General features: G+C 45.8%; 19 protein-coding genes and 1 pseudogene. 17 read left to right on the forward strand and 3 right to left on the reverse strand.

The genetic code is table 11. From position 1 onward, the window contains the following. Nucleotides 1-2: 2 nt before the first annotated feature. Both KIH39_RS21190 and KIH39_RS21195 read right to left on the reverse strand, forming a co-directional pair. The gene (locus KIH39_RS21190) at nucleotides 3-1,799 is read right to left on the reverse strand and encodes an HSP90 family protein (RefSeq protein WP_213495218.1); all 1,797 of its coding nucleotides are present in this window, start codon (nucleotides 1,797-1,799) and stop codon (nucleotides 3-5) included. Nucleotides 1,800-1,952: 153 nt separating this feature from the next. Continuing rightward, on the reverse strand, nucleotides 1,953-2,351 hold the full coding sequence (locus tag KIH39_RS21195; protein ID WP_213495219.1) for a hypothetical protein: 399 nt from the start codon (nucleotides 2,349-2,351) through the stop codon (nucleotides 1,953-1,955). 739 nt (nucleotides 2,352-3,090) lie between these two features. On the opposite strand from KIH39_RS21195, the gene KIH39_RS21200 reads away from it, so the two are divergent. The 15 genes and pseudogenes from KIH39_RS21200 (at nucleotide 3,091) to KIH39_RS21270 (ending at nucleotide 19,331) form a co-directional block, all read left to right on the forward strand. Further along, nucleotides 3,091-7,806, forward strand: a complete 4,716-nt coding sequence (locus KIH39_RS21200) for a polymorphic toxin-type HINT domain-containing protein (protein ID WP_213495220.1) — start codon at nucleotides 3,091-3,093, stop codon at nucleotides 7,804-7,806. After that, the gene (locus KIH39_RS21205; protein WP_213495221.1) at nucleotides 7,803-8,384 is read left to right on the forward strand and encodes a hypothetical protein; all 582 of its coding nucleotides are present in this window, start codon (nucleotides 7,803-7,805) and stop codon (nucleotides 8,382-8,384) included. The genes KIH39_RS21200 and KIH39_RS21205 overlap by 4 nt, the downstream gene beginning before the upstream one ends. A 230-nt stretch (nucleotides 8,385-8,614) precedes the next feature. Further along, nucleotides 8,615-9,028: a hypothetical protein gene (locus KIH39_RS21210; protein ID WP_213495222.1), complete on the forward strand. Its 414-nt coding sequence runs from the start codon at nucleotides 8,615-8,617 to the stop codon at nucleotides 9,026-9,028. Between the two features lie 212 nt (nucleotides 9,029-9,240). Then, nucleotides 9,241-9,747, forward strand: a complete 507-nt coding sequence (locus KIH39_RS21215) for an imm11 family protein (protein ID WP_213495223.1) — start codon at nucleotides 9,241-9,243, stop codon at nucleotides 9,745-9,747. Nucleotides 9,748-9,821: 74 nt separating this feature from the next. Further along, a pseudogene (locus KIH39_RS21220) lies at nucleotides 9,822-10,316 on the forward strand (polymorphic toxin-type HINT domain-containing protein); the annotation flags it as partial. Nucleotides 10,317-10,549: 233 nt separating this feature from the next. Continuing rightward, complete coding sequence (locus tag KIH39_RS21225) at nucleotides 10,550-11,323, forward strand: hypothetical protein (RefSeq protein WP_213495224.1); 774 nt, start codon at nucleotides 10,550-10,552, stop codon at nucleotides 11,321-11,323. 99 nt (nucleotides 11,324-11,422) lie between these two features. Then, on the forward strand, nucleotides 11,423-11,596 hold the full coding sequence (locus KIH39_RS27270; protein ID WP_213495225.1) for a transposase: 174 nt from the start codon (nucleotides 11,423-11,425) through the stop codon (nucleotides 11,594-11,596). Nucleotides 11,597-11,892: 296 nt separating this feature from the next. Beyond that, a complete protein-coding gene (locus KIH39_RS21235; RefSeq protein WP_213495226.1) occupies nucleotides 11,893-12,978 on the forward strand; it encodes an IS630 family transposase in 1,086 nt (361 codons plus the stop codon). Between the two features lie 541 nt (nucleotides 12,979-13,519). Then, nucleotides 13,520-14,158, forward strand: coding sequence for a polymorphic toxin-type HINT domain-containing protein (locus tag KIH39_RS21240; protein WP_213495227.1), 639 nt, complete (start codon nucleotides 13,520-13,522; stop codon nucleotides 14,156-14,158). 997 nt (nucleotides 14,159-15,155) lie between these two features. Continuing rightward, nucleotides 15,156-15,587: an AHH domain-containing protein gene (locus KIH39_RS21245; protein WP_213495228.1), complete on the forward strand. Its 432-nt coding sequence runs from the start codon at nucleotides 15,156-15,158 to the stop codon at nucleotides 15,585-15,587. Nucleotides 15,588-15,745: 158 nt separating this feature from the next. Continuing rightward, nucleotides 15,746-16,501, forward strand: coding sequence for a transposase (locus tag KIH39_RS26890; RefSeq protein ID WP_213495229.1), 756 nt, complete (start codon nucleotides 15,746-15,748; stop codon nucleotides 16,499-16,501). Then, nucleotides 16,440-17,060, forward strand: a complete 621-nt coding sequence (locus tag KIH39_RS26895) for a transposase (protein WP_213495230.1) — start codon at nucleotides 16,440-16,442, stop codon at nucleotides 17,058-17,060. The genes KIH39_RS26890 and KIH39_RS26895 overlap by 62 nt, the downstream gene beginning before the upstream one ends. A 13-nt stretch (nucleotides 17,061-17,073) precedes the next feature. Continuing rightward, nucleotides 17,074-17,610, forward strand: a complete 537-nt coding sequence (locus KIH39_RS21260) for an imm11 family protein (protein WP_213495231.1) — start codon at nucleotides 17,074-17,076, stop codon at nucleotides 17,608-17,610. Nucleotides 17,611-17,982: 372 nt separating this feature from the next. After that, on the forward strand, nucleotides 17,983-18,585 hold the full coding sequence (locus KIH39_RS21265; RefSeq protein WP_213495232.1) for a hypothetical protein: 603 nt from the start codon (nucleotides 17,983-17,985) through the stop codon (nucleotides 18,583-18,585). A gap of 428 nt (nucleotides 18,586-19,013) precedes the next feature. Beyond that, the gene (locus tag KIH39_RS21270; protein ID WP_213495233.1) at nucleotides 19,014-19,331 is read left to right on the forward strand and encodes a hypothetical protein; all 318 of its coding nucleotides are present in this window, start codon (nucleotides 19,014-19,016) and stop codon (nucleotides 19,329-19,331) included. Nucleotides 19,332-19,669: 338 nt separating this feature from the next. Here KIH39_RS21270 and KIH39_RS21275 read toward each other — a convergent pair whose 3' ends face one another. Continuing rightward, on the reverse strand, nucleotides 19,670-19,891 hold the full coding sequence (locus tag KIH39_RS21275; protein ID WP_213495234.1) for a hypothetical protein: 222 nt from the start codon (nucleotides 19,889-19,891) through the stop codon (nucleotides 19,670-19,672). A gap of 229 nt (nucleotides 19,892-20,120) precedes the next feature. Here KIH39_RS21275 and KIH39_RS21280 point away from each other — a divergent pair, with 229 nt between their 5' ends. Together KIH39_RS21280 and KIH39_RS21285 are read left to right on the forward strand one after the other, a co-directional pair. After that, nucleotides 20,121-20,567 carry a hypothetical protein gene (locus tag KIH39_RS21280; RefSeq protein WP_213495235.1) on the forward strand — a complete coding sequence of 149 codons (447 nt, stop codon included), beginning with the start codon at nucleotides 20,121-20,123 and terminating at the stop codon, nucleotides 20,565-20,567. A 102-nt stretch (nucleotides 20,568-20,669) separates the two neighbouring features. Further along, nucleotides 20,670-21,413, forward strand: coding sequence for an IS66 family transposase (locus tag KIH39_RS21285; protein WP_213495236.1), 744 nt, complete (start codon nucleotides 20,670-20,672; stop codon nucleotides 21,411-21,413). Nucleotides 21,414-21,493: the final 80 nt, after the last annotated feature.

A 21,493-nucleotide genomic window follows, 5' to 3' on the forward strand; every position in this document is an offset into this window, starting at 1 on the left:
TTTTAGCGCAGGCCCCATTCGATGAGGCCGATCACTCCTTGATTCAGCAGATTCAATTCCCGGGTGCTTAACGGCTGCTGCGCCAGCAGGAGCGATTGCACGTATAGCACTTCCACGCACTTTCTAAGCACCACGCGATCCGTGATTAAAAAGAGTTTGCGAATCAGGGCATTGTTCGCATTCAGAGTCAGCACGCTTTCGGCACTCGGACGATGGCGCGCCGAGCCGAGGCTATCGAGCACTCCCGCCCAGAGCGGATCGGCCACTTCTTTCGATTGTTCCAGCGAGCGGAAGAATCGCCCTTCCCGAGTCGTGGCGAAGAGGGCCGAGAGATCGTGGGGCTTGAAGGATTTCAATTCGGTTTCGCAGCGAAACGGCTTCAACGCCTGATTGGCAACCTGCAATAACTGCTGGGCCGCTTTGAGATCCTCAGGGGTTGGCTCATCCAGTTCGCGGGCCAGATCCCCCGCTTCAATCTCTTCGATCGTCAGATCGAAATTCTCGGCTGCGCGTGATAGGAGATCGGCGTCGTAAGTGTAGCCCGCATTGATGACCAGCAGTCCCTGGGCGCGGGCGATTTTATCGACCTGCCGGAATTGATCGGTCGTGGGCGCCTGGAGAATGCGATCTTCCAAACGGCGGATTTCGCCGAAGGGCAGAGTGCCGCGATTGGTTTGAAACGGCAGCATGTCGATGATCAGGTGAAAAAATTCATCGTCCTGCGCGGCTAGTGCCTTCAGAGCTCGATAATGGAGCTCGACGAAACTGGCAAATTTTTCCGGCCGTTTGTCGGCCAGCTGAATCAGATACCTGCGAAGGCAATTACCCAGTTCTTCACGCGTCTGATCGAGAGCCTCATCTTCGTAGAACGATTCCCGCGAGGCCATGGGCCGAAGAGCATTGGCATTCACGACGGCTTTGACGAAAAAGGCCCACTCCGGCAGCAGATTATCAGCACTTTCGGAGAGCAGCATATTCTTCAGATAAACCCGATGCGTGCGTTTGGCGGCCAGATTCACCTCGTGCGACAAAACGAAAGCCACGCCATCGACTTGCCCCGCCGGACTCAACAGGGGAATTGCATCGAGAAAAGAGGTATTGAAGATTTCTTTACCGTACGCGAGCAAAACGCGGGCCCGCTCCTTGTCGTCGACGAACTCCTGCCGCCAGGGAGCCCCTTTTTCGTTGACGACCCAATTCCGGCTGCCGTAAGCGAAGTGAATGGGTATCGGCAACAGGCCGCCGAAGTGCTCGGCCAATTCGGGGATCCGAGTATCGGTCATCAGTTCCATTTGATCGGGGCGAGCGGTCAGACAGACCTGGGTGCCGGGCTGGAAATCGAGCTCAAGGATTTTCAGATCGTATGTTCCATCGGGCCGGCCGCGCCATTCGACGGTTTTGGAATCTGGTTTGGCGCTTCGGCTGATGACCACGACTTCTTCGGAGACGACAAAACAGGAGAGCAAACCGACGCCGAACTGGCCGATGAAATCGAGAGGTTTTTCGCCTTCGATTGCCCGCTTGGAGCTTTCGCCGATGGTGGCCAGGAAGCGGTGGACTTCCTCTTCGGTCAGGCCAATGCCGTTGTCGGAGACGATGAGCGTGGCCGGTTTGCCTTTGGGCGTAATCAGTTCCAGGGTAATTTCGCCTTGATGGTCGGCATCGATTTGTTTGCGGGCCCGAATGGCATCGACGCCGTTTTGCAGCAGTTCGCGCACGAAGACTTCCGGACCGGAGTAGAGGTGCTTCGAAAGGAGATCGATGATACCGCGAAGGTGAATCTGGAACTTATGGGCCATGTAGGAACCTGATGAATTCGGAATTTCTCTGACGCCGGCGATAGATCGGAACATCCGTGCAAGGCGAAATCTTAGGTCTATGATAGCCGGGGAAGAATTTCGAGGAAGGGCGGAAAAGTCGGGCGAGATGGGAACTTTAAAAGAACTAATTTTTTACTGGTTGCGGAGTTCGGTGTCGGCCTTCAGAATTTTACCATCCTGGATGATCAGCTTCAGGACTTTGAGTTTCTCGGCGGGGAACTTGAACAGGAGTTGATCGCCGTTGGGGCTTTTGGCGCGAACGCTGATCTGTTTCAGATCTTCGCGCGGAACGACTTTCGATTGCGTTTTACCGGCTGGCAGTTCACCGAGAGAAATTTCCTGCTCGCCGTAGAGAATGGTGAGGGCCTTAAGTTCCGCCGGTCCCTGGTTAGTGATGGTCAGGGCAATTTCCTTGTCGGCGGCTCGATTCATGAGGTAGACGCCTGCGGAGGTGCAGAGGGCCGCCAGTAGGATAAGCGGAATGACAATCTTGTATTTGTAGGCAAATCGCCGTGACAGTTGGCTTTTCATCCGAGGGTGCCTTTGAGCTTTCCAAAATCAACCATCGGCTGCTCAGGGAGCAATCTCACCGAAATAGTAGTCTTAGTTCATTAGTATAGGTATTCTTGTCTGGGGTAATCCTTTCCCCAGAATCAAATCCACCCTTCGCAGGTCCAACAGCAAATAAGTTTTGTTTCCCGTAAAGTCTGTAAGCGTGTCTGACAGCCATGGCCTCGCCTAGGGGATTGAATCAATCGACATGCAATGATCGACTAACCAAATTTACGTCAGTTTCAACAACTCCATAGCCTTTTTTAATTCAACTACCTGATAGCCAAACGGAAAAGGCAGAAATAGGCCGTGGATAGTAACAGAGATTATCAGGGGTAGTGGAATGTCCTCCAAGAGGTCTAAAGTCGTTATCAAACAAAGTAAAGAAACCATAAACGTGTTAGCACCAACAAATATTTGTAGTGATAATCTCCTGCTGCTTATATCCTGATAAGCAAAAAAATTAAATGTAAGAATTATATACTACCTGAGAAGAAAAACGGTTGTTTTTTAGTAATTAATATTTTGCAACGGTTCGACTTGTTATCCAATCGAATTAAGTTTAAAGCATTACATTTTTGATTTGCCATTGAATTATGTCGTGAAATCGCCGATTCTTCTGAAGAAAATCTTATTTTTCCCATTTCTGATATTGCTTTGATCAGCTTGAAAATTGTAAAGAATTCAAAACATCACTCTTCCAACGTCCAGGTGATTTATGCCCGGCAAAAAAAGTGTAACTCGCAAGTTAACTAAATGGTTGTCTTCGTCCAATAGCAAGAAGCCATTGAAAGCGGAGTTGATCGGCACAAGCTTTTTAAAGCTAGAAGATAGAAATCAGCCTGGATCCGTTTTAAATTCATTTGAGATGCTCCCTTCTTTTGCCTTTCCCAGTATCTTCGGAGATGCGACTGCAAACTTGAGTAGTTTTGGTGGTGAATCAAACGATCTACCCGGAGGCGGGCCCTCAGGGAGTGGAGGTTCAGGGTCCGAACCATTGCCTGGAAGCGGTTCAAATTCCGAAAGTGGAGCTGGCTCGACCGGTTCGGATAGTGGACCGGGTTCCTCGGGTTCTGGAAGTTCAACTGGCGGGAATGGGGGAAGTGGAAGCTCGGGCTTGCCGGGTTATGGTGGTGGGAGTTCAGGATCTAACCAGCAGTTCACAGATGCCGTTTATGAGCAGACGGTCGCAAATGCATTGTCGCAATTCGGTCCTTTAGGTGACTTGTTTGGGGAAAATTCCCAAAAGATGAGTCCAGCGAATTTATCGACCCCTCAAAATATCAGTCTGGAACCTCCTTTACCTCCTGCAGTAAATAACAACTGGTCCTATTCCGGACAATTTCAGCTTTCCGCGAATGACAGTTCGACAGGCCCGACTTCGAGTCAGTTAAATTCGAATTTGAACCCGACACCCATAAATGTATCGCAGGAAATATCCGCGAATAACTTCAAATATTCCAGAGAGATTCAATTCAGCGGCAACCGAGAAAACGAATCCTTTCTGATGAGCGTTATCATCGATAGCACGGTGAGCCTGGGTCAAGTAACTACCGAAGCCGGTACTATCGTTTCGACCGTGTGGCATAAGGTAGGTAATCAATACCTCGTCAATCAACAGAGTGCCCTATCCAGTTTCAACACGATTGTGCCGAACGATCCGAACGGAAATAGAAGTTACGTCGGATTTCCCGCGCAAGGAGACATTACTCCGAACCTGGATCCTCGATCATACGGGCTGGATCAACTGCAGTGGGATCACATCTTCCGGGGTGATTCGGTCAGCTATACGTACAGTGGAATTTATCGTGGGAACTACGGGGATTTTAGCTACTATTCCAACTCGAGTGCAACCTCAAATTGGTTAGATTTGACGATTGATCATCCCACGGGGACGAATGATCAGGGATTGAAGTCAGTTGTTTACACAATGTATTTCGGGGGTAGTTCCTCGAAGGATTGTATCGTATCAAGTCAGTCGAGTTTATTAAGCCAATCAGCCAGTGCTAATAGAATTCCCATCCGAACGGGCAGTGCGGTAACTTTGCCCGAGCAGTATACAACGAACGTCAGTGGTACGTCGTTCTTCGAAAGATCGTACTCGTGGCAGAATTATGGAGGTCATAGTTATTTAACGGATAGTCTCGACGCGGATAACGCCATCAAGAATTCTACATTAGATTTTCGCAATCAATTTTCTGGAGGATCTGGATATCAGTATTACAATTCGAGCATTTGCAGCATAATAACGAACTCGATCGACATAACTAAAGTCTCCAGAACGGATTACAGTTGGTTGACCAATTACGCTTCGCGAAATAATTATGCGGGCTACGTCGACTACAAGCTGAATTACGATAGCCAAAACCGCCCGAGCGGTCAAGTTGTCCAAAAGATGGACAGCGTTGATATCTTGGATCGCGATATCTACAACTGTTCGGTAGATTATTTCTCTTACGATCCGTTACCGAATTCCGGTCACTACGAATACTATTCGGATAACATGAAGCCCATCGTATATACGAACGGTAATTATCAAACTACGACTTACGCTAAACCGGTGGAAACGGCCTCCGAGCTCGCAAGTTACGTCCTAAACTATGGGAGAATTCCAGATTCTGATGGACGATTGTTCGACACGAACACTTGGTATTCCACGGCGGATACGTCCTATCAGACGCGGACCTTCGACAGGCGACAAAACAAATTCAATCAGCCAGGAAGAACTGGCAAGCCCTACTTCGGAAGTAGTTTCGAGAGCAATGTTACCCGAGATGATTTTTATGTCGAGGCCAAGGGAGTTGATGATTTATGGCTGAAAGACGGCGTATCCACTCGAGAAGGAAATTATCTATCGCAATCGATCAACACTTACTACGGGCAAGGCACTCCTGAGCAATTGCCGAACGATATCGACGGTTCGAGTGCGATGTACGATTGGCAACAGGGCGAAAGTCGTGGAGAGTTTCGCGAAAAATATCTCAATTCCAATGGCACTTCCAAACTCACTTCTCAGTACGCCAGTGATCTGCATCACTCCTCGGGAAATGGCTGGAACTGGGGCTACACTTACGGGCCAAAAGTTCCCAATGTCACTAATTACTACCAATATTCATCGATTAGCGATGAAATCCATACTCTGGACTTGAACTTCGCTGCGGACGGCAAAAAATCAGGAGATTATCATGACGTAGTATCAGGTTCTTTGGATGAAAAATATAACGAAACCAAAATCGGTAATGAGCCGACCTATTACGAAAAGGTAGAAGCAAACAAGGTGCTCTCGCTCAACTATCCGGACGCAAACACGACCCTGAACGATTCGTCACTCAATGAGCAGTATCAATTCAGTTTAGATGACGATGAAGGCCATTACACCGCAGATAAAAAAAATGGAAATTATCAATCTAAATACAAATCGAATTCGAGATGGGATCAAAGGATCGAACGATCCTCGTCCGTTTACGCAAACACCTTGACGAATAAGTATCAAGGAACCATTAATGGATCAAGCACCAGTGATGTTGATGAAACTGGAATTGTGTTGAACGGCATTCGCACCGGTGCGGGCGAATTGAACGCGACACTCAAAGGAACAGAAAGGTACAATCAAAACAAGATCGAAAGAAAAGTAACACCCGGAGAGAACTATTCCGGTGACGACAAGCTGAGTTATTTCAAGGAGCAAAAAAACGGCGAAAAAGTAGAATATCAGTTGAAATCTGATGGAAGTTTTCAAATTCTCCTCGACACGGTAAATTTAGACGAGAGAACAAAATCCTCGCAAATTTTAGATCACAAAACAATTACTGTAAATCGCCCGCACAGTTCGGACCTTCCTGAAGGGCAAAAAATTGAAACTTACAAGAGTCAATACGATGTTGATTACCATTATACAAAAGAAGGAAAACCTGATATTGGCCGGTTTACGAAAGAGACGACTTTAGATTGGACTGAATCTTCATCTACAGTAATGTCAAATATTTATTACGCTTCCTACATTGCTACATTAAATTCCCAAAGGGAATCAAATAGTCGAGGAAAAAATTATAGCTTCTACTCAGGTTGGGGTGACGAAGAAAACCCCACGATACTCAGTATTAAAGAAAAGTCGTTCTCAGTAATATATGCCAAAGGTCAAAGCACTAATTTGACCTTTGGCTCTAATATTACATTCTACAAATTCAACCAGTTCAGTTCAGTAAATATCGATCGAGAGGGTGTTCCTGCCCATGGTACAGGATCGCAAGTAGAAACCTCTGCAGAGTTAATAACTCAAACTATTTACGGGACGACAACGACTACTAGTAATAAGCCTCTGTGCACCACAACCACCGACTTATCTTGGCCACAAACAACTTGGTTCGAGCGGAACACGAATGCAATAGTAAATACAGCTAAAATCGCATTCGGACTGATTGAAGTTATCGGTGGTGCCTTGACCACCTTCGGCACCTGTGGCGGCGGAGTAGTTCCTGGCGTTTTCATGATGGCGAATGGACTGGATTCCATCATGACGGGCGTAGCCGGACTCTTGGACGGTCAATCGTATGGATCAGCTATAGGCTACGCCGCTTCGCAGGGACTTCAAAAAATCGGCGTTCCAGAGAACGTTGCGGATGTGGCTGGAGAACTACTTCCGATCGCCATGAGTATGGGCTCCTCCGCACTCGCGCGGGCTTGCTTCGCAGCGGATACCAAATTATGGACGCCAACTGGCTATCGCCCAATTCAATCGATCAAAGCCGGAGAGTACGTCTATTCCCGGAATGATGCCGATCCAAATGGTCCGATCGAACCGAAACTCGTCGAGGAGACTTTCAGCCGACTTGCGGTGATCTTCCACCTCCATGTGGAAAATCAGGTAATTCGCACTACAGGAGAACACCCCTTCTACGCCGAAGGCAAGGGGTGGGTCGATGCCCAGGAACTCCTCATTGGGGATAGAGTTCTCGGCTCGAAAGGAGAATGGCTGACAATTCGAGACTTGCTTGACACGGGCGAGTTCGAAACCGTATATAATATGCGAATTGCGGATCATCACACCTACTTCGTGGGTGATGAATCCTGGGGCTGGGAGGTTTGGAGTCATAATAAGTGTCAACTACACCATTTCGTAATGGTAGCTTTAGGTAGTAAAGTTGAACGTGGTTCGTCCATTCTTACTTTGATCGGGTCTAGAACACACATAGCGATTCATCGAGCTCTGTCTAAACATCTGGAAACATACTCCAAGTATAGCCCTAAATTTGGAAAAACATTTACGATGAATCCTAAAAAGGGACAATCAGGGGACTTTATTCGATCAGTATTTTCACCATCAGAAAGAATTCAGGCATTGAAAGACTTTTATTCTACATATAGAGGTGGGAGATACCTAAAGGAATTTATGATAGAGTTAGATACTACTCTTAAACGAGGCCTGTTCATATGAAATATTATACATTTTACACAATAAAGGATGCTAGTGTAAATACATCCATGTTCTATGAAATCGACAGCGGGACAGGTGTGTATTCTCCCTCTTCTGCCATTAGGCATCTCACTTGCAAAGAATGTAATAAGTATGAAGAACGGAAAGCTTTCGATTTGTTAGCTACACGATCTTTTCAAATAACTCCAAAACATGACCATTTCGTGACTTTCGATGGTTGGAGAGTGGTTTCAAATAAATTCAAGGAAATTGTGGATAGGGTGGCCCCTAAATTAGTTTCTTGGTATCCCATTGGTGAAAAAAAACTCAATTTGTTTTTCGGATCAATTCAATACCTTGCCAAATGTAAAGACGAGACATTACTCACTCGGTCAAATCTATGTAGCCTATGTGGTCGCTACGAAAATATATTAGAAGGTGATGCTCCTATGGATTTCACCGATCATCCCGAGATTATCGGGCTACCATTTGAGAATAGATTTTGCTCTTCTCCAAGATGGTTAGTTTCTGAACGAATAAAAGAGTATCTTGAAGCTACGAATATTTCAAATATCGAATTTCATCAATATATGATGTAAACAATTTATGATAGATATCATGGAATATGATTAAAACTGGGTTGTTACGAAGTTGAATTTCGCACCTTGAGATAAAATCGCCATTCGATTTTGAGCAATATTGACGAGGTAACCGCAATACACTGGTTAGGTTTCCCAAAGAATTAGAGGCCCTAACAAAACCTCAATATGTCCATTGAAAACCGCTACAAAAAAGGGGTTTTGTTAGAGCTTCTTAGTCAGGATTTCACATGGATTTGGATTTTTTGAAATTTCACGGTTCTGCGATGAAGATCGCAGAAGCTGAATTATCAGCTTCTTTTTTTGAGGATGAAAAGCAAGTCCTTGGAAAAAAAATGTATGAAGAATATGTAGCATCCGGTGCTCCAAAAGATTTGAAAAAATGGCTACGAATCAAATTAAAAAGCGTATTCCAGTATGTGGATTCACCTCCAAAGTGGGTCGAAAATGGTTTAGACCCACTTTGGCCTTTCTTAGATGGCTTTCCTATGATCTTCATTAAACAATTTGAGCTACCAGACAACGAATTTTGTGCTCAGAGTCTATCTGCTGGTACGATTTTGTACGTTTTTGGTGCTCGTCGAAAAACATCACATGGTTTCGAGATGATTTACCGAGTAGTGGAGCAAGATACAGGTTTTTAAAGATGAATTGGTTTTACGTATAAGACATACATTTCTCCTTAGTCTGCGGTATTTACGTCTGTTTTCATGTACTCAGCATACTATAGTATAGCTCGATCATTGGATGAATTCGAAAATGCCATTTCACGTCCTAGTCGAGCGAATTGAAAACGATGCTGGACCGAATTTTTCCCGGTTGAGCCAAAATATGGTCCAGGTCCGAAGTGCCCGAAATGCGGACAATTTGTCGGCTCACTACCTTTGGTACCCCCTACCGCTTCAAGTTGGATGTTTGGGGTAATCAATACGGCGATCTCGCGTTCGGAGGTCCCAGCCTTCTGATTTCTGAACACTTTAAAGAAGTCTATCAACAAAACGGATTGACCGGCCTGAACGGCTTCGAGCCCGCTCTAATGTTGAAATGCCAAAGTCGATTGAGGCTCAAAGAAACACCTCCAAATTATCTCCATGTAGAGCTCCATCGAGGGTTCGCTGCGATTGATGAAGCGGGTTCAGAAGTTATTTGGGAAGATCCTATTGTCTGTCGATATTGTCTACTAGGATCCAAACTGAAACGTCGTCGACGCATCATTATTGATGAATCGACTTGGAGCGGTGAGGATATTTTTTATGCCCGTGGCCTCCCAGGTATAATCCTCGTTTCCAGCCGTTTCAAAGAAGTGTGCGAACAGCATCAGATCAAAAATGCGATTTTCGTTCCCTCGGAACACCGGCGGTAGCATAGCATTTTGGTTCCTCCGTTCTAGCACGAGCCTGCTTCGCAGCGGACACCAAATTATGGACGCCAACCGGCTATCGTCCGATTCAATCGATCAAGGCCGGGGAGTACGTCTATTCCCGGAATGATGCCGATCCTAATGGTCCCATCGAGCCGAAACTCGTCGAGGAGACTTTTAGCCGGCTCGCGGTGATCTTCCATCTCCAAGTAGAAAATCAAGTAATTCGCACTACGGGAGAACACCCCTTCTTCGCAGAAGGCAAGGGGTGGGTCGATGCCCAAGAACTCCTCATTGGAGATAGAGTTCTCGGCTCGAACGGTGAATGGCTGACTATTCGAGACTTGCTTGACACGGGCGAGTTCGAAACCGTATACAATATGCGAATTGCGGATCATCATACCTACTTCGTGGGCGATGATCGCTGGGGCTGGGAGGTCTGGAGCCATAATAAGTGTATTGGTGAATACGCAGATCTTCGAAAAATCTGGGCTGGGGCCGGCAAACAGATTCATCATTTGTTAGAGCAACGCTTTGCAAAACTGCTCGGCATGGATCCTATGAAAATGTAATGTATCGCAATGCCAAAAGCAAAACATCAAGTATTCACCAACGCATGGAGAAGGCTTATTCCCTACGGCGAGGGGACCAAATCTGCGACTGTAGCGGAAGTTGAAAATGCTGCTCGACAAGTGTACAAAAATTATCCTGGAATATTAAGAGCTCTTGGACTTTAAATAAAATTGAAAATATGAAGATAATCCACAGAATCTCTCTTAGCGCAACTAAATCTCAGAGAACAGCGTTGGATGAATTGGGTGTTAAATATCAGGATGTTATTTCCGATTCAATAGTATTTGAAACTGACGAATCGTCAGCAAATTGGAGTTCAATCAGCTCTCTGCTCGCACTATGGAAATCAGGGAATTCAAATGTTATAGATATGGTAAGTACAAAATTTACTGAGATGGAATTGCTGAAGGCGGAAAATTTAGTAATCGTCCCTGGCTGGCATCATGGTTATCCTGAACCGGACATTGCCATGGCCTATCTGAAGAAGACATACGATGAAATTGAGTATTGTTCAATTTGTGGAATAGGACTAAAGCAGCGAGAGCAATTTATTTTGCAGAAAGAACCAAAGTGGGGGTCAAAACAAATTCTCCAATTGAATTGGATATTCGATGAGTATTTTGTAACTCCAGAAGTATGGGAGTTAGTGTTTAAACCTTTTAGAATCTCTTCAATCCCAGTTAGCAAGTTAAAAACAGGTAATCCTCTGGCAACTGTCGTGCAACTTAAAGTTTCCGATGTTTGTGAGCCTCTAACACCGTTTAACAGATTGAATTCCGTTCGATGCGACAAATGTGGTCGTTCGAAATATGCGAGTCACACAAAGGGACCGTTTCCACATGTTGTAATGCCCAAAAATTCGCATATTGCTAAAACTGCGGAATACTTTGGTAATGGTGCAAATGCATATAAAGAAATAATTGTGTCTAGATCGTTATATCACGCAATTGTTTTAAATCGTTTGAAAGGAGCTGATTTTAAACCTGTAGAATCCTCTTTAAGATGAAAGTTGGGCTAGACATACTATTTAGAGCCTCTAATAAAACGCCCGAAATAGTGTGGCATTAAAGCGTCATGAGTTCCATCTGGATTCAGGACTGAAACCATGTACCATGCAGATCTACAGGATAAAATTTGGCAAGAAATCGAACCGTTGCTTCTTCCGAATGAACCTCCCCGTGATCAAAGAGGACGTTCTCAAATCCCGAATACGATGGTCATGTGCGGTATCTTTTTCGTTCTGATTTCCGGTTTGCTTTGGGAGGATATACCCCGTTAAATGGGATGCTCGTGCATGATTTGTTGACGCATGCTTCGAGATTGGCAGAAACTTTCCATTTGGGATCAACTGCATCGTTTGATATTAGTCAGCTTGTGTAAAGCAGAGGAATGCGACCTCTCCCTAATCGTGGTCGATAGCACTACTTCTCGATACGCTGGTGGAGGTGATCTGACCGGGTTAAATCCCAAAGATCGACGTAAACCAGTCAATAAGCTATACTAGTGTAGTGTCTCAGAAATAGCGTTACTTTTAGCTCCTTTTTGCGGTTTACTCTATAGAAAAGGAGAAAACCCATGAAAGTCGCGCTGCCAATCTTACTTTCTGACGAGGAACGACAAACTTTGACTTCTTGGTCTCGGGGACGAAGTACTCCCGCTCGGCTGGTCCTGCGGGCGAAGATCATACTCGCGGCGGCCGCGGGTGTACGGAACAAGGACATTGCTCAGCAGTGCGGCACGTCGAAGCCCACGGTGGCGCGCTGGCGGACCCGATTTGCGAAGCTGCGTTTGGCGGGTATCGAACGGGACGCTTCGCGGCCGGGTCGAACGCCAGCGATCAGCCGGAAAGTCGTCGAAGAAATTCTCCGCAAGACCACTCAGGAGAAACCTTCTGGTGCCACGCATTGGAGCACGCGAACGATGGCCCAAGAGGTGGGAGTGAGCAAAGCCACCGTGCAGCGGGTTTGGTCGGCCCACAACTTGAAGCCGCACTTGCATAAGACCTTCAAGGTATCGAATGATCCTCAATTCGCCGAGAAACTGTGGGACGTAGTGGGCTTGTACTTGAACCCTCCCGAGCACGCCCTGGTGCTGAGTTGCGATGAGAAGAGTCAGATTCAAGCCCTTGATCGTACGCAAAAAAGCTTGCCGATGGTACCCGGCCGTTGCGGCACTCTGACTCACGATTACATGCGTCATGGCACCACCACTCTGTTCGCGGCCCTGAACGTGGCCGAGGGAATTGTGATTGGCGAGTGCATGCCGCGACATCGACATCAGGAATGGATCAAGTTTCTCAAACGGATCGATGCCGCCACCGATCCGTCCTTGGATTTGCACTTGATCGTGGACAACTACGCCACGCATAAGCATTCCAAAGTTCGTCGTTGGTTGGCCCGGCATTCTCGATTCCACATGCATTTCACCCCCACGAGCAGTTCCTGGATGAATCTGGTGGAGCGTTGGTTTCGCGACTTGACGGACAAACGACTGCGTCGAGGCACATTTCGAAGCGTGCCGCAATTAATCCAGGCGATTGAGGACTACATCGATCATCACAACAACACAGGAAAGGGATTCCAGTGGACCGCCAAAGCCGAAGTTATTCTGGAGAAAGTCCGCCGGGCGAGGGCTACCTTGGATAAAACACATTCTGTGTGAGACACTACACTAGGGTGTGGATCGCAACGGTATTCCTCTCGAGGCTCATGTTAGGAGAACCAATCTACAGGATGTGAAAAAAATCATTCCTCTGGTGATCGACTTGCCGGCTCTTGAAGGAAAAGTCGGTGTATCCCATTAACAAACCCCAAGTGGTACTGGCAGATCAAACCTATCACGACAAATCAGGAGACGCCTTGCTTCGATATTTGGGAATCACGCCGCGTATGGCTAAGAAGGCCTAACAAAACCCGAGTTTGCCCATTGAAATCCGTCAAAAACCTAGGTTTTGTTAGGGCCTCTAAGAAGAATACTCCTAATGGCAGTGAAATGGGAAAAACTCGATACGTCGTGGAGAGGACCATCGCTTGGATACGCGGCATACACGGACTCCGAGTGCGATTTGATCGACACGACTGCATTTCTCAGACTTGGAATTCCTTTACCTTGGATTTTATTTGCTTGTGAATTCTGATCGAATAATACGATTTTGATAAAGAGGTTTTTTGGGACTCTTTATTTTCTCTATTCTTCCATATAGATGTTCTTTTCTCGTGTCGATGCGGATCCTATTACTTCTTTCGAGCCGAAATTCGTCGAGGAGACTTTTAGCCGGCTCGAAGTGATCTTCCATCTCTATGTGGAAAATCAGGTAATTCGCACTACAGGAGAACACCCCTTCTACGCGGAAGGCAAGGGGTGGGTCGATGCTCAGGAACTCGTTATCGGGGACCGAGTTCTCGGTTCTAAAGGAGAATGGCTGACAATTCGAGACTTGCTTGACACGGGCGAGTTTGAAACCGTATACAATATGCGAATTGCGGATCATCATACCTACTTCGTGGGCGATGATCGCTGGGGCTGGGATGTCTGGAGCCATAATAAATGCCACACGTACGCAATATTCAATAAAAAAACAGGTGATGTTTATAAAATAGGTGTAAGTCGTGGAGGAATGTATAAATCAGGAAAGTCTATAAGAGCCCAGAATCAACTTGCGAAAATTGCTCGGAATAATAAAGTACCAAGAGAAGACTTGGAGTCAGTAATTCTCAGAGAATATCCTAATAGTACTACAATGTTCAAATGGGAAAATAGACTAGTAGGTTTTTATAGACAACTAGTTTATAGACTAGTCGAAAATATGCGTCCTAATGGAATTATGTTTTATAATTGGTAAATATGCATTTATTTTAATATTATCTTATAATTTATTATGCCACTTACCCAAATCGAGATTTGCGCAGACGAGTCCCTGGTAGAATCGTATCCAGATGGATTCGTTATGCAATTCAGATGGCAATGCTGTTGCGTTGCGGGTCCATATTCGCGATTAATTGGCCGAAAAATAAGAAATTTTCCTCACTGGAATTTGTTCATTCTTCTATTCGAGAACTCGAAAGAGGCTCTCGATCCAAATGATGGTTCGGTTGTTCTAAAGAGAAATTTTCCGTTTGCCGAATATCGCAGGGCAAATGACTATGGCAAAAAGTATCTTATCAGTCAACTTATACTGAGTATTGCCAAGGAACCTCCTTTTACAAAGGATGAGTATATAATTTTCGAAAATATACACAAAAAACTGGTTTCTTTGAATTTTATATACACTCATCGAACAGCATACAAGTATATCGATAAGGATACATCTGTCAGACTGTACTGCCAGCTAGAATTGGACAAGTATACTCTAGGCGCTGAGATACGAAGAAAAGGTTATGGCGCGCTGGAACGTATTTTTATAAGTGATTTAATATCAACAGGGGAATGGTGTTATCGATTTTCCCCAGTTTGGAAAGTTCTGGATAAAAACGTTAGGATTACTATTTCCTCAAGACAATCTTTTCAACTAGAGATCAATTGAAAGTTTAATAATACCGTAAGTGTAGTATTCGTATCGTAGCTGTCCAAACTGTAATATTGCACTTGCGCATTTTGGAGAATTTGTCATCTGAGTGGCATGATGATTCCCATCGACCAGCTCAGGAAAGATTTGCTCAGTGGAAAGATCGGCGGGGATCTCGAACGCGACGCTTCGACATGACTCCGACTCCTGAGGGTTAAAAACCATCAGGATAACTCATCTGACAAGGAGGAAGTTCACCAACCGGATACCGAAAGGTGAATGGCTGACAATTCTAGACTTGCTTGACAAAGGCGAGTTCGAAACGGTATATAATATGCGGATCGCGGATCATCACACCTACTTTGTAGGGGATGAATCCTGGGGCTGGGAGGTCTGGAGCCATAATTCCATATGCAGCGTTTTAGAAACTGAAGAAGCAGGATTGGCTTTTAGCACCAAAGCACTTAGGGTGAGTGAAATTCACCACATTGCATCAGAAAAATCTGCAAAGATTGTAGCAGCCTTCACGGAGATTCTTAGAAAAGCAGAGCTAAGTCTTCAGTCTGCATTCAATAAAAATCGAGTAGCCTGGCATGTTAGTCCACACGGCGTGTTCTACAATCAGTACATTTTTAAACGATTGACCGACGCTGTCGGTGGCACAACGGGCTCAACTTATCGAGCCAAATTATTAGACGAGCTCTGGCAACTAAGAAGAGAGATACAGAATGGCGATCTTGGATTTTTGTTGAGGGATAGGGCATAGATCATATCTATATTTACGATTTACCTCGAACGGAATAACAATGAAATATTACGAGATGAATATGGCTCTTCCGTTTTTAGGCGCAACTCTCGGCGAATCGGTCATTTTGGGATAGATTGCAATTGAGAGTACCCTTTTCCTGGTTCACGGAAGAGCCGATGACGACGACTACCATTGCCATAGACATGGACGTCCCTGCCGGAGTGAGCGTTGGCGAATACGAACGCATCGACGGGGGCCACGCCTTTCACGTGAGTTGGGAGTTGCCCGACAATCTTTGTTGCGAGACATGCCAGCGAGAGTCTCGGCTTCAATTGGTGGAGAAGAACAAGTTTCTGAGCATCCGCGATCTGGATTTGTGGGGTAAGCCGAGCTTTTTCGTGTACCAGGAGGTGTATCACCGCTGCCCGTCGTGCGGTCACCGTCAATCGCTGTTGCCGCCGTTCAAGCGTCGGGATGTGAAATATACGTTTCGCTTCGAGGAGCAGGTGCTGGTCAGTCTGATCGGGAGCACAGCCGAAGACGTGGCGGTGCGTTTGGGGATCGCCGCGGAGACGGTGGAACGAATCGTCAAGAACCGGATAGAGGACGCCAAGGCGAAGCAGATCGATCCCCAGCGGAAGATCGAGCGTTTGGGTCTGGATGAGATCAGCCTGCGTAAGGGGCATAAGGGATATGCGACCATTCTCACAGACCTGACGAATGGGGAGCGTCCGGAGATTCTGGCTCTGTCCAAGGGTCGCGACGAAGCAGCGGGGCGAGCGTGTTTGGAGCATTTGTCGGCCCAGCAACGGTCGGCGGTGCGTTGGCATCATACGGACATGAGCCGCGGCGTATTTGAAGGCTTGCGGCGTGCATTTACCCAACAGCCAGTCGGTAATAGATCGCTTTCACGTCGCCAAGAAATTGGGTGAGGTGGCGGACGATCTGCGAAAAAACTATCGAGCCTACAAGCGAAGTTTGAGCGGGGAAGCCCGCAAGAAGCTGCGTTCTCAGATGCACGACTTCCGGCGTCGTCCCGAGGATTTGAAACCGGAGCAGGTCCAGGCCCTCGAGGATTTGTTCGAGAAGGTGCCTTCGTTGGGAACGATCTACCATCTGCGTTGGGAGGCGACCAAAATCTTCGATAGTGCCCCGAACCGAGCCGAAGCCTCGCGACTGTTGGAAGATTGGATCGTCCAGGCCCGCGAGACCGAGATGGATTGGGAGCCGTTCATCACGATGCTCAAGAATAACTGGGAGGGGATCTTAGCCTACTTCGAGGAACGCAAAAGCAGCGGCCCGGTGGAGGGTCTGAATACCAAGATTCGGGTAGTGCTACGCCGAAGTTATGGAATTCAGAGTCTAACTACGCTCTGGACGAGAATACTCCTGGACGTGAATTGGGCAGCGAAAAAATTAGGGCCGACCATTGCGGAGATTCGCGGCTTCGTCAACCAGATACAGAAGCATTTCTCTGGATGCTACACCTAGAAACGGAAGAGCCATGAATATAGATTCTGAATCCGTCACAGCTATGCCATCGATTCAAGATTGCTTTTCTGATGGAAGTGCTGTGGATATTTGGGCTTTTATACGCTGTGAAAAATATACTGGAAAAACGCCGATACCTTTTAAATCTGAAGATTCAAGGATCATCGATGATTTTAACTATACGGCATTTGGCGCCATAATTGTATCTGAGCGTATGGCTGTCTGCTTGCGAGATATATCGCCGAACGATTTTGAATTAATTCCATGTCTCATCAACAATAATTACACTTCGCTTATTGTTAACGTTCTAGCGAATCCTGATTGCATCGATACTGCTGCAAGTATAATTCAATATTATCCTCCCGACGATCCGGAAAAACCCAACAAACCGAGAGGCGTTATAAAATTGGTGATTGATTCAGCCCAGGCAAGTCCGCATCACATTTTACGTCCAAAATATTGGCAAGTCGAAATTGTGATTTCTCAAATTTTTAAAGATGCTTTTGAGCAGGGGAAATTCACTGGCATGCGGTTTAGCCCGGCCTATTGATTACTATTTCCCATTTTAGGAGATTAAGGCTAATGCACCACTAAGTCGTTGTGGCAACGCGCGGGAGAATTTCGCATGGTTGAATCGCTTCACGCTCTCACTGCTGAAACAACACCCGGGCTAAGGAAGTCTGGTCATGAAGGGCCGATCCTGTGGTTGGAATTCCAAGTTCTTGCTCGAAATACTTACAGCTGTAAGAAGTTAGTTGCCGCTGGCCCTGGGGTCGTGCCTCGGGAATCCAGGGCTCCAAAAAGAGCCCACTGACCATCCGTTAAATCTGTTGAATAGGGTTTCCGCTCTATGTGTAATTATATTCACGTACACGCTTTTGGATTAGAATCCGAGTTCTATGTTGAGAAGAGGTTTATTCAAGTGAACTTTTTCGCTATATTTACTAAAAAGGATGTTACACCATCGACTTCGCTGTTTTATAAATTAGATAAAATAACAGACAAATATTCGCCTATTTTAGAAATTAATCATTTGACATGCTCATTATGTATTAAATACGATGAAAATAAGGCTATCGAGTTGCTAAGTGCTAGAAAGTTGAGCGTATTGCCAAAAATGGATCATTTTGTTACTTTCGATGGATGGAGACTATTTTCGGAGAAATTTAGAAATATTGTAGAGTCTGTGGCACCGCGACTCGTAACTTGGTATCCTATAAGCACAAAAAGATCTGCTATATATTATGGGTCAATCCACTTTCTCGCAAAATGTTCTGAAGGGAATACATTGGAGTGTTCTAATAAATGCGATCTGTGTGGTCGATACGAGAGTGTTCTTGAGGGAAATGTACCGTTGAAATTAGAAAATATCCCAGATATTGTTGGTTTGCCATTTGAAGACAGATTTTGCTCTTCTCCCAGATGGTTAGTTTCCGATCGAATAAAAGCGAAGCTTGAGGCAGCAGGTATTACAAATATAGATTTCCATCGCTATTATAGAGACTCGAGGGTATATAGTATGTAAATTGCATCTTCAGAATGTGCAGGTAGATACTTATATCTATCAAGGGCAACGGATCATCACACCTACTTCGTGGGTGATGAATCCTGGGGCTGGGAGGTTTGGAGTCATAACAGTTGTGACTTACATCATTATCTACCGATGTTTATGGGAAGTATGGTACGGCGCGGCACTTTGTTCGCTCGCTCAATCCTAAAACCATTCATAAAGACAGATCATACCAAATTTCATAGGGACATAAATGCATTCTTAGAAACACTAGATATGACAGTTAAAAGAGGCAGAACGTCACAAGACATTATCACTACGTTTGCGAAAAGGAGCGACTCAAAGCATTTGTTGTGGTTATATATATATTATGAACAGGAAATTGATGCTAAGGTATTTCTTAATAAACTTTGTGCGACTATTAGAGCGGGATACTTTCCTAGATGATCACAAATATGTTTCTTGTTACTCCTCGAGATACAGTTAATTCGTTCTTTCTGTTTAGATTTATTAATAATAAATCTGGGGCGATGCTACAAATTCGTGAGGAATATACCGATTTAGTTTGCCATAAATGCGGTAAATTGAATGAAATTTCAGCTTTAGATAGAAATATTGTTTTCATGTCAAAAATTAAGAGCAAAAAATCATTCGTTTTATCTGCAGATGATTTTTATCTGACTAATCAAAACGGAGTTTTGTCTTTGAATAAATCTTTTGGGAATCTTCTTGTTTTTCGGGAACAGATTACTTTGCAGTGACACCGAAATGCATAGTCCAGCCGAAATTGCACGATGAAGGATTTAAATTTGTGTATGGAACTCAGGGAAACTGCACAGAATGCAGACGGCCGAAAGAAGTGGTATGGTCCAAAACTCCGCCAACTATTTCAAAAATGCCGGTCTTATTCGCAGTAAACTTAGAGAGCCAGCTGGGCGCAAGAGTTGTATGGATAGTACAAAATGAGGTTCAGGATGAACTTAGATCATTGAAGTCAATACACCCTGGTATAGTTTACAGACCAATTAAATTTGATTGTAACTTAGTTTAGGTAATGCTTCCTGGACTGCATCACAACTAGCTGTGCTAGTGTAGTGTCTCACACAGAATGTGTTTTATCAAGGGTGGCTCTAGCCCGGCGAACTTTCTCCAGAATAGTCTCGGCTTCCTCGGCAATGTCCTTGTTCAATACACCTGCGGCCGCCGCGAGTATGATCTTCGCCCGAAGGACCAGCCGAGCGGGAGTACATCGTCCCCGAGACCAAGAAGTCAACGTTTGTCGTTCCTCGTCAGAAAGTAAGATTAGCAGCGCGACTTTCATGGGTTTACTCCTTAATCTATAGAGTAAACCGCAAAAAAGAGCAAAAGGAAACGCTATTTCTGATACAGTACACTAGGGACCCTTTAACTGGATATATTCCTGCGTCTGGGGCGCCCATGGTCCTTTTCTTGCGCGACCTTTTGGCGACTTTACTTGACAAGATATTAAAGATTTTGCCAACTTAATCGACAGATTGTTTGGCAAGTAGTTTCTTCCTCCCAGGTAAAATATGAGTATTTATAGTATTCTCGAACCTGAAGTAGCCGGAGTGATCGGTGAGTCTAGCTTCATCGATGGTAGTACGATTCCGCAGGTCGTACGCAGTCTAGAATATAAATTTGAGACCTGGTTCGAGAATGATCTATTGCAAGCATACCCTTGCTTCCTTGTAACCGACAGGCTGAAAAAGGCACTCGAAAAATATCATGGAACGGGGTACAGTTTTGACGAAGTCTTTGCAACTCAATCCGTTCAATTTGAACTGATCAATCCCGGTATAACATTGGGGTTATTCTGGTGCTTTAAAATCTCCGGCCATGCAGGGGAAGCGGATTTTGGCTTGTCAGAAGATGGTACTTTAGTTGTGTCAGCCAATGCTCTTGAGATTCTTCGGAAATTTAATCTTAGCCGTTGCACAATTAGAACGAGGCCGTTTCAACCAAAAAAAGCAATCTGATTCTCAGGAAATCGTTTACCACAAATTAAAAAAATATTCGGTAACCCTTCAGTCCCCTGAACTGCAGACGCGCAGTTAGCAGGATTTTGCCATGACGGTGTCATGGTTGTTAACTCATCGACTGATACGAGCGAAATCGAACCTTCCTTCGTTCAGAATTTTCGTAGTGATACTCTGACGGAAGCTCAGGCTCAAGCGTTTGCCGAACAGGATCCTTTGTTTATTAAATTTCAACTTTCGAAATTGCCCTCGATCAATCTTTCCAAGCGTTCGCTGCATGCTTCCTCAAGCACCTTGGCTCCCTTCGAGAAGCCTTCTCCCAAGAAGCGTCCTCGCTCGCCCGGTGCCAAAGCGGGTCACGAGGGGCATTCGCGGGAGAAGCCCGAGCGGATCGATCACCGTTTGCCCTGCTGCCCCGATTGCGGCAGAGAACAGACTCGCACCGACCGTCAGCGTACGCGAGTTATCGAAGATATTCCGGCGAACTTAAAGGCGGAAGCGGTCGATCACACCCTTCATCGGGACTGGTGTTCTTCCTGCAAAAAGCAGGTGGAACCCAAAGTTCCCGACGCTCTGCCGGCCTGCACGCTGGGCAACCAGCCGGCCACGCTCTCGGCTTTCTTGCACTACAGCGTGGGCACGACCACTCGCCAAGAGGTCGATGTCTTCAATGGCCATCTGCAATTGAAGATCACCGAAGGCGGTTTGACCCAGAAGTGGCATCGGTTGGCCGAGACTCTGAAGCCCTGGTACGAGCAGATCTGGGACGAGTGCCAGCAAGCGGCGGTGCTCAATGCCGATGAGACCGGTTGGCATCCGAATGGAGCCTTGATCTGGTTGTGGTGATTCTGTACGGCCCGCTCGAGGTTCTATGCCATCGACCCCTGCCAAAGCCGAGGCTATTCTGGAGAAAGTTCGTCGGGCTA

Origin of the sequence: Telmatocola sphagniphila (assembly GCF_018398935.1) — a bacterium.
GTDB lineage: Bacteria > Planctomycetota > Planctomycetia > Gemmatales > Gemmataceae > Telmatocola > Telmatocola sphagniphila.

What these genes read in the sequence shown, in the direction of transcription:
- KIH39_RS21190 (WP_213495218.1), bottom strand. Translation starts at nt 1,799, where the DNA reads ATGGCCCATAAGTTCCAGATTCACCTTCGCGGTATCATCGATCTCCTT.
- KIH39_RS21195 (WP_213495219.1), bottom strand. Translation starts at nt 2,351, where the DNA reads ATGAAAAGCCAACTGTCACGGCGATTTGCCTACAAATACAAGATTGTC.
- KIH39_RS21200 (WP_213495220.1), top strand. Translation starts at nt 3,091, where the DNA reads ATGCCCGGCAAAAAAAGTGTAACTCGCAAGTTAACTAAATGGTTGTCT.
- KIH39_RS21205 (WP_213495221.1), top strand. Translation starts at nt 7,803, where the DNA reads ATGAAATATTATACATTTTACACAATAAAGGATGCTAGTGTAAATACA.
- KIH39_RS21210 (WP_213495222.1), top strand. Translation starts at nt 8,615, where the DNA reads ATGGATTTGGATTTTTTGAAATTTCACGGTTCTGCGATGAAGATCGCA.
- KIH39_RS21215 (WP_213495223.1), top strand. Translation starts at nt 9,241, where the DNA reads ATGCGGACAATTTGTCGGCTCACTACCTTTGGTACCCCCTACCGCTTC.
- KIH39_RS27270 (WP_213495225.1), top strand. Translation starts at nt 11,423, where the DNA reads ATGTACCATGCAGATCTACAGGATAAAATTTGGCAAGAAATCGAACCG.
- KIH39_RS21235 (WP_213495226.1), top strand. Translation starts at nt 11,893, where the DNA reads ATGAAAGTCGCGCTGCCAATCTTACTTTCTGACGAGGAACGACAAACT.
- KIH39_RS21240 (WP_213495227.1), top strand. Translation starts at nt 13,520, where the DNA reads ATGTTCTTTTCTCGTGTCGATGCGGATCCTATTACTTCTTTCGAGCCG.
- KIH39_RS21245 (WP_213495228.1), top strand. Translation starts at nt 15,156, where the DNA reads ATGCGGATCGCGGATCATCACACCTACTTTGTAGGGGATGAATCCTGG.
- KIH39_RS26890 (WP_213495229.1), top strand. Translation starts at nt 15,746, where the DNA reads ATGACGACGACTACCATTGCCATAGACATGGACGTCCCTGCCGGAGTG.
- KIH39_RS21260 (WP_213495231.1), top strand. Translation starts at nt 17,074, where the DNA reads ATGAATATAGATTCTGAATCCGTCACAGCTATGCCATCGATTCAAGAT.
- KIH39_RS21270 (WP_213495233.1), top strand. Translation starts at nt 19,014, where the DNA reads ATGATCACAAATATGTTTCTTGTTACTCCTCGAGATACAGTTAATTCG.
- KIH39_RS21275 (WP_213495234.1), bottom strand. Translation starts at nt 19,891, where the DNA reads ATGAAAGTCGCGCTGCTAATCTTACTTTCTGACGAGGAACGACAAACG.
- KIH39_RS21280 (WP_213495235.1), top strand. Translation starts at nt 20,121, where the DNA reads ATGAGTATTTATAGTATTCTCGAACCTGAAGTAGCCGGAGTGATCGGT.
- KIH39_RS21285 (WP_213495236.1), top strand. Translation starts at nt 20,670, where the DNA reads ATGGTTGTTAACTCATCGACTGATACGAGCGAAATCGAACCTTCCTTC.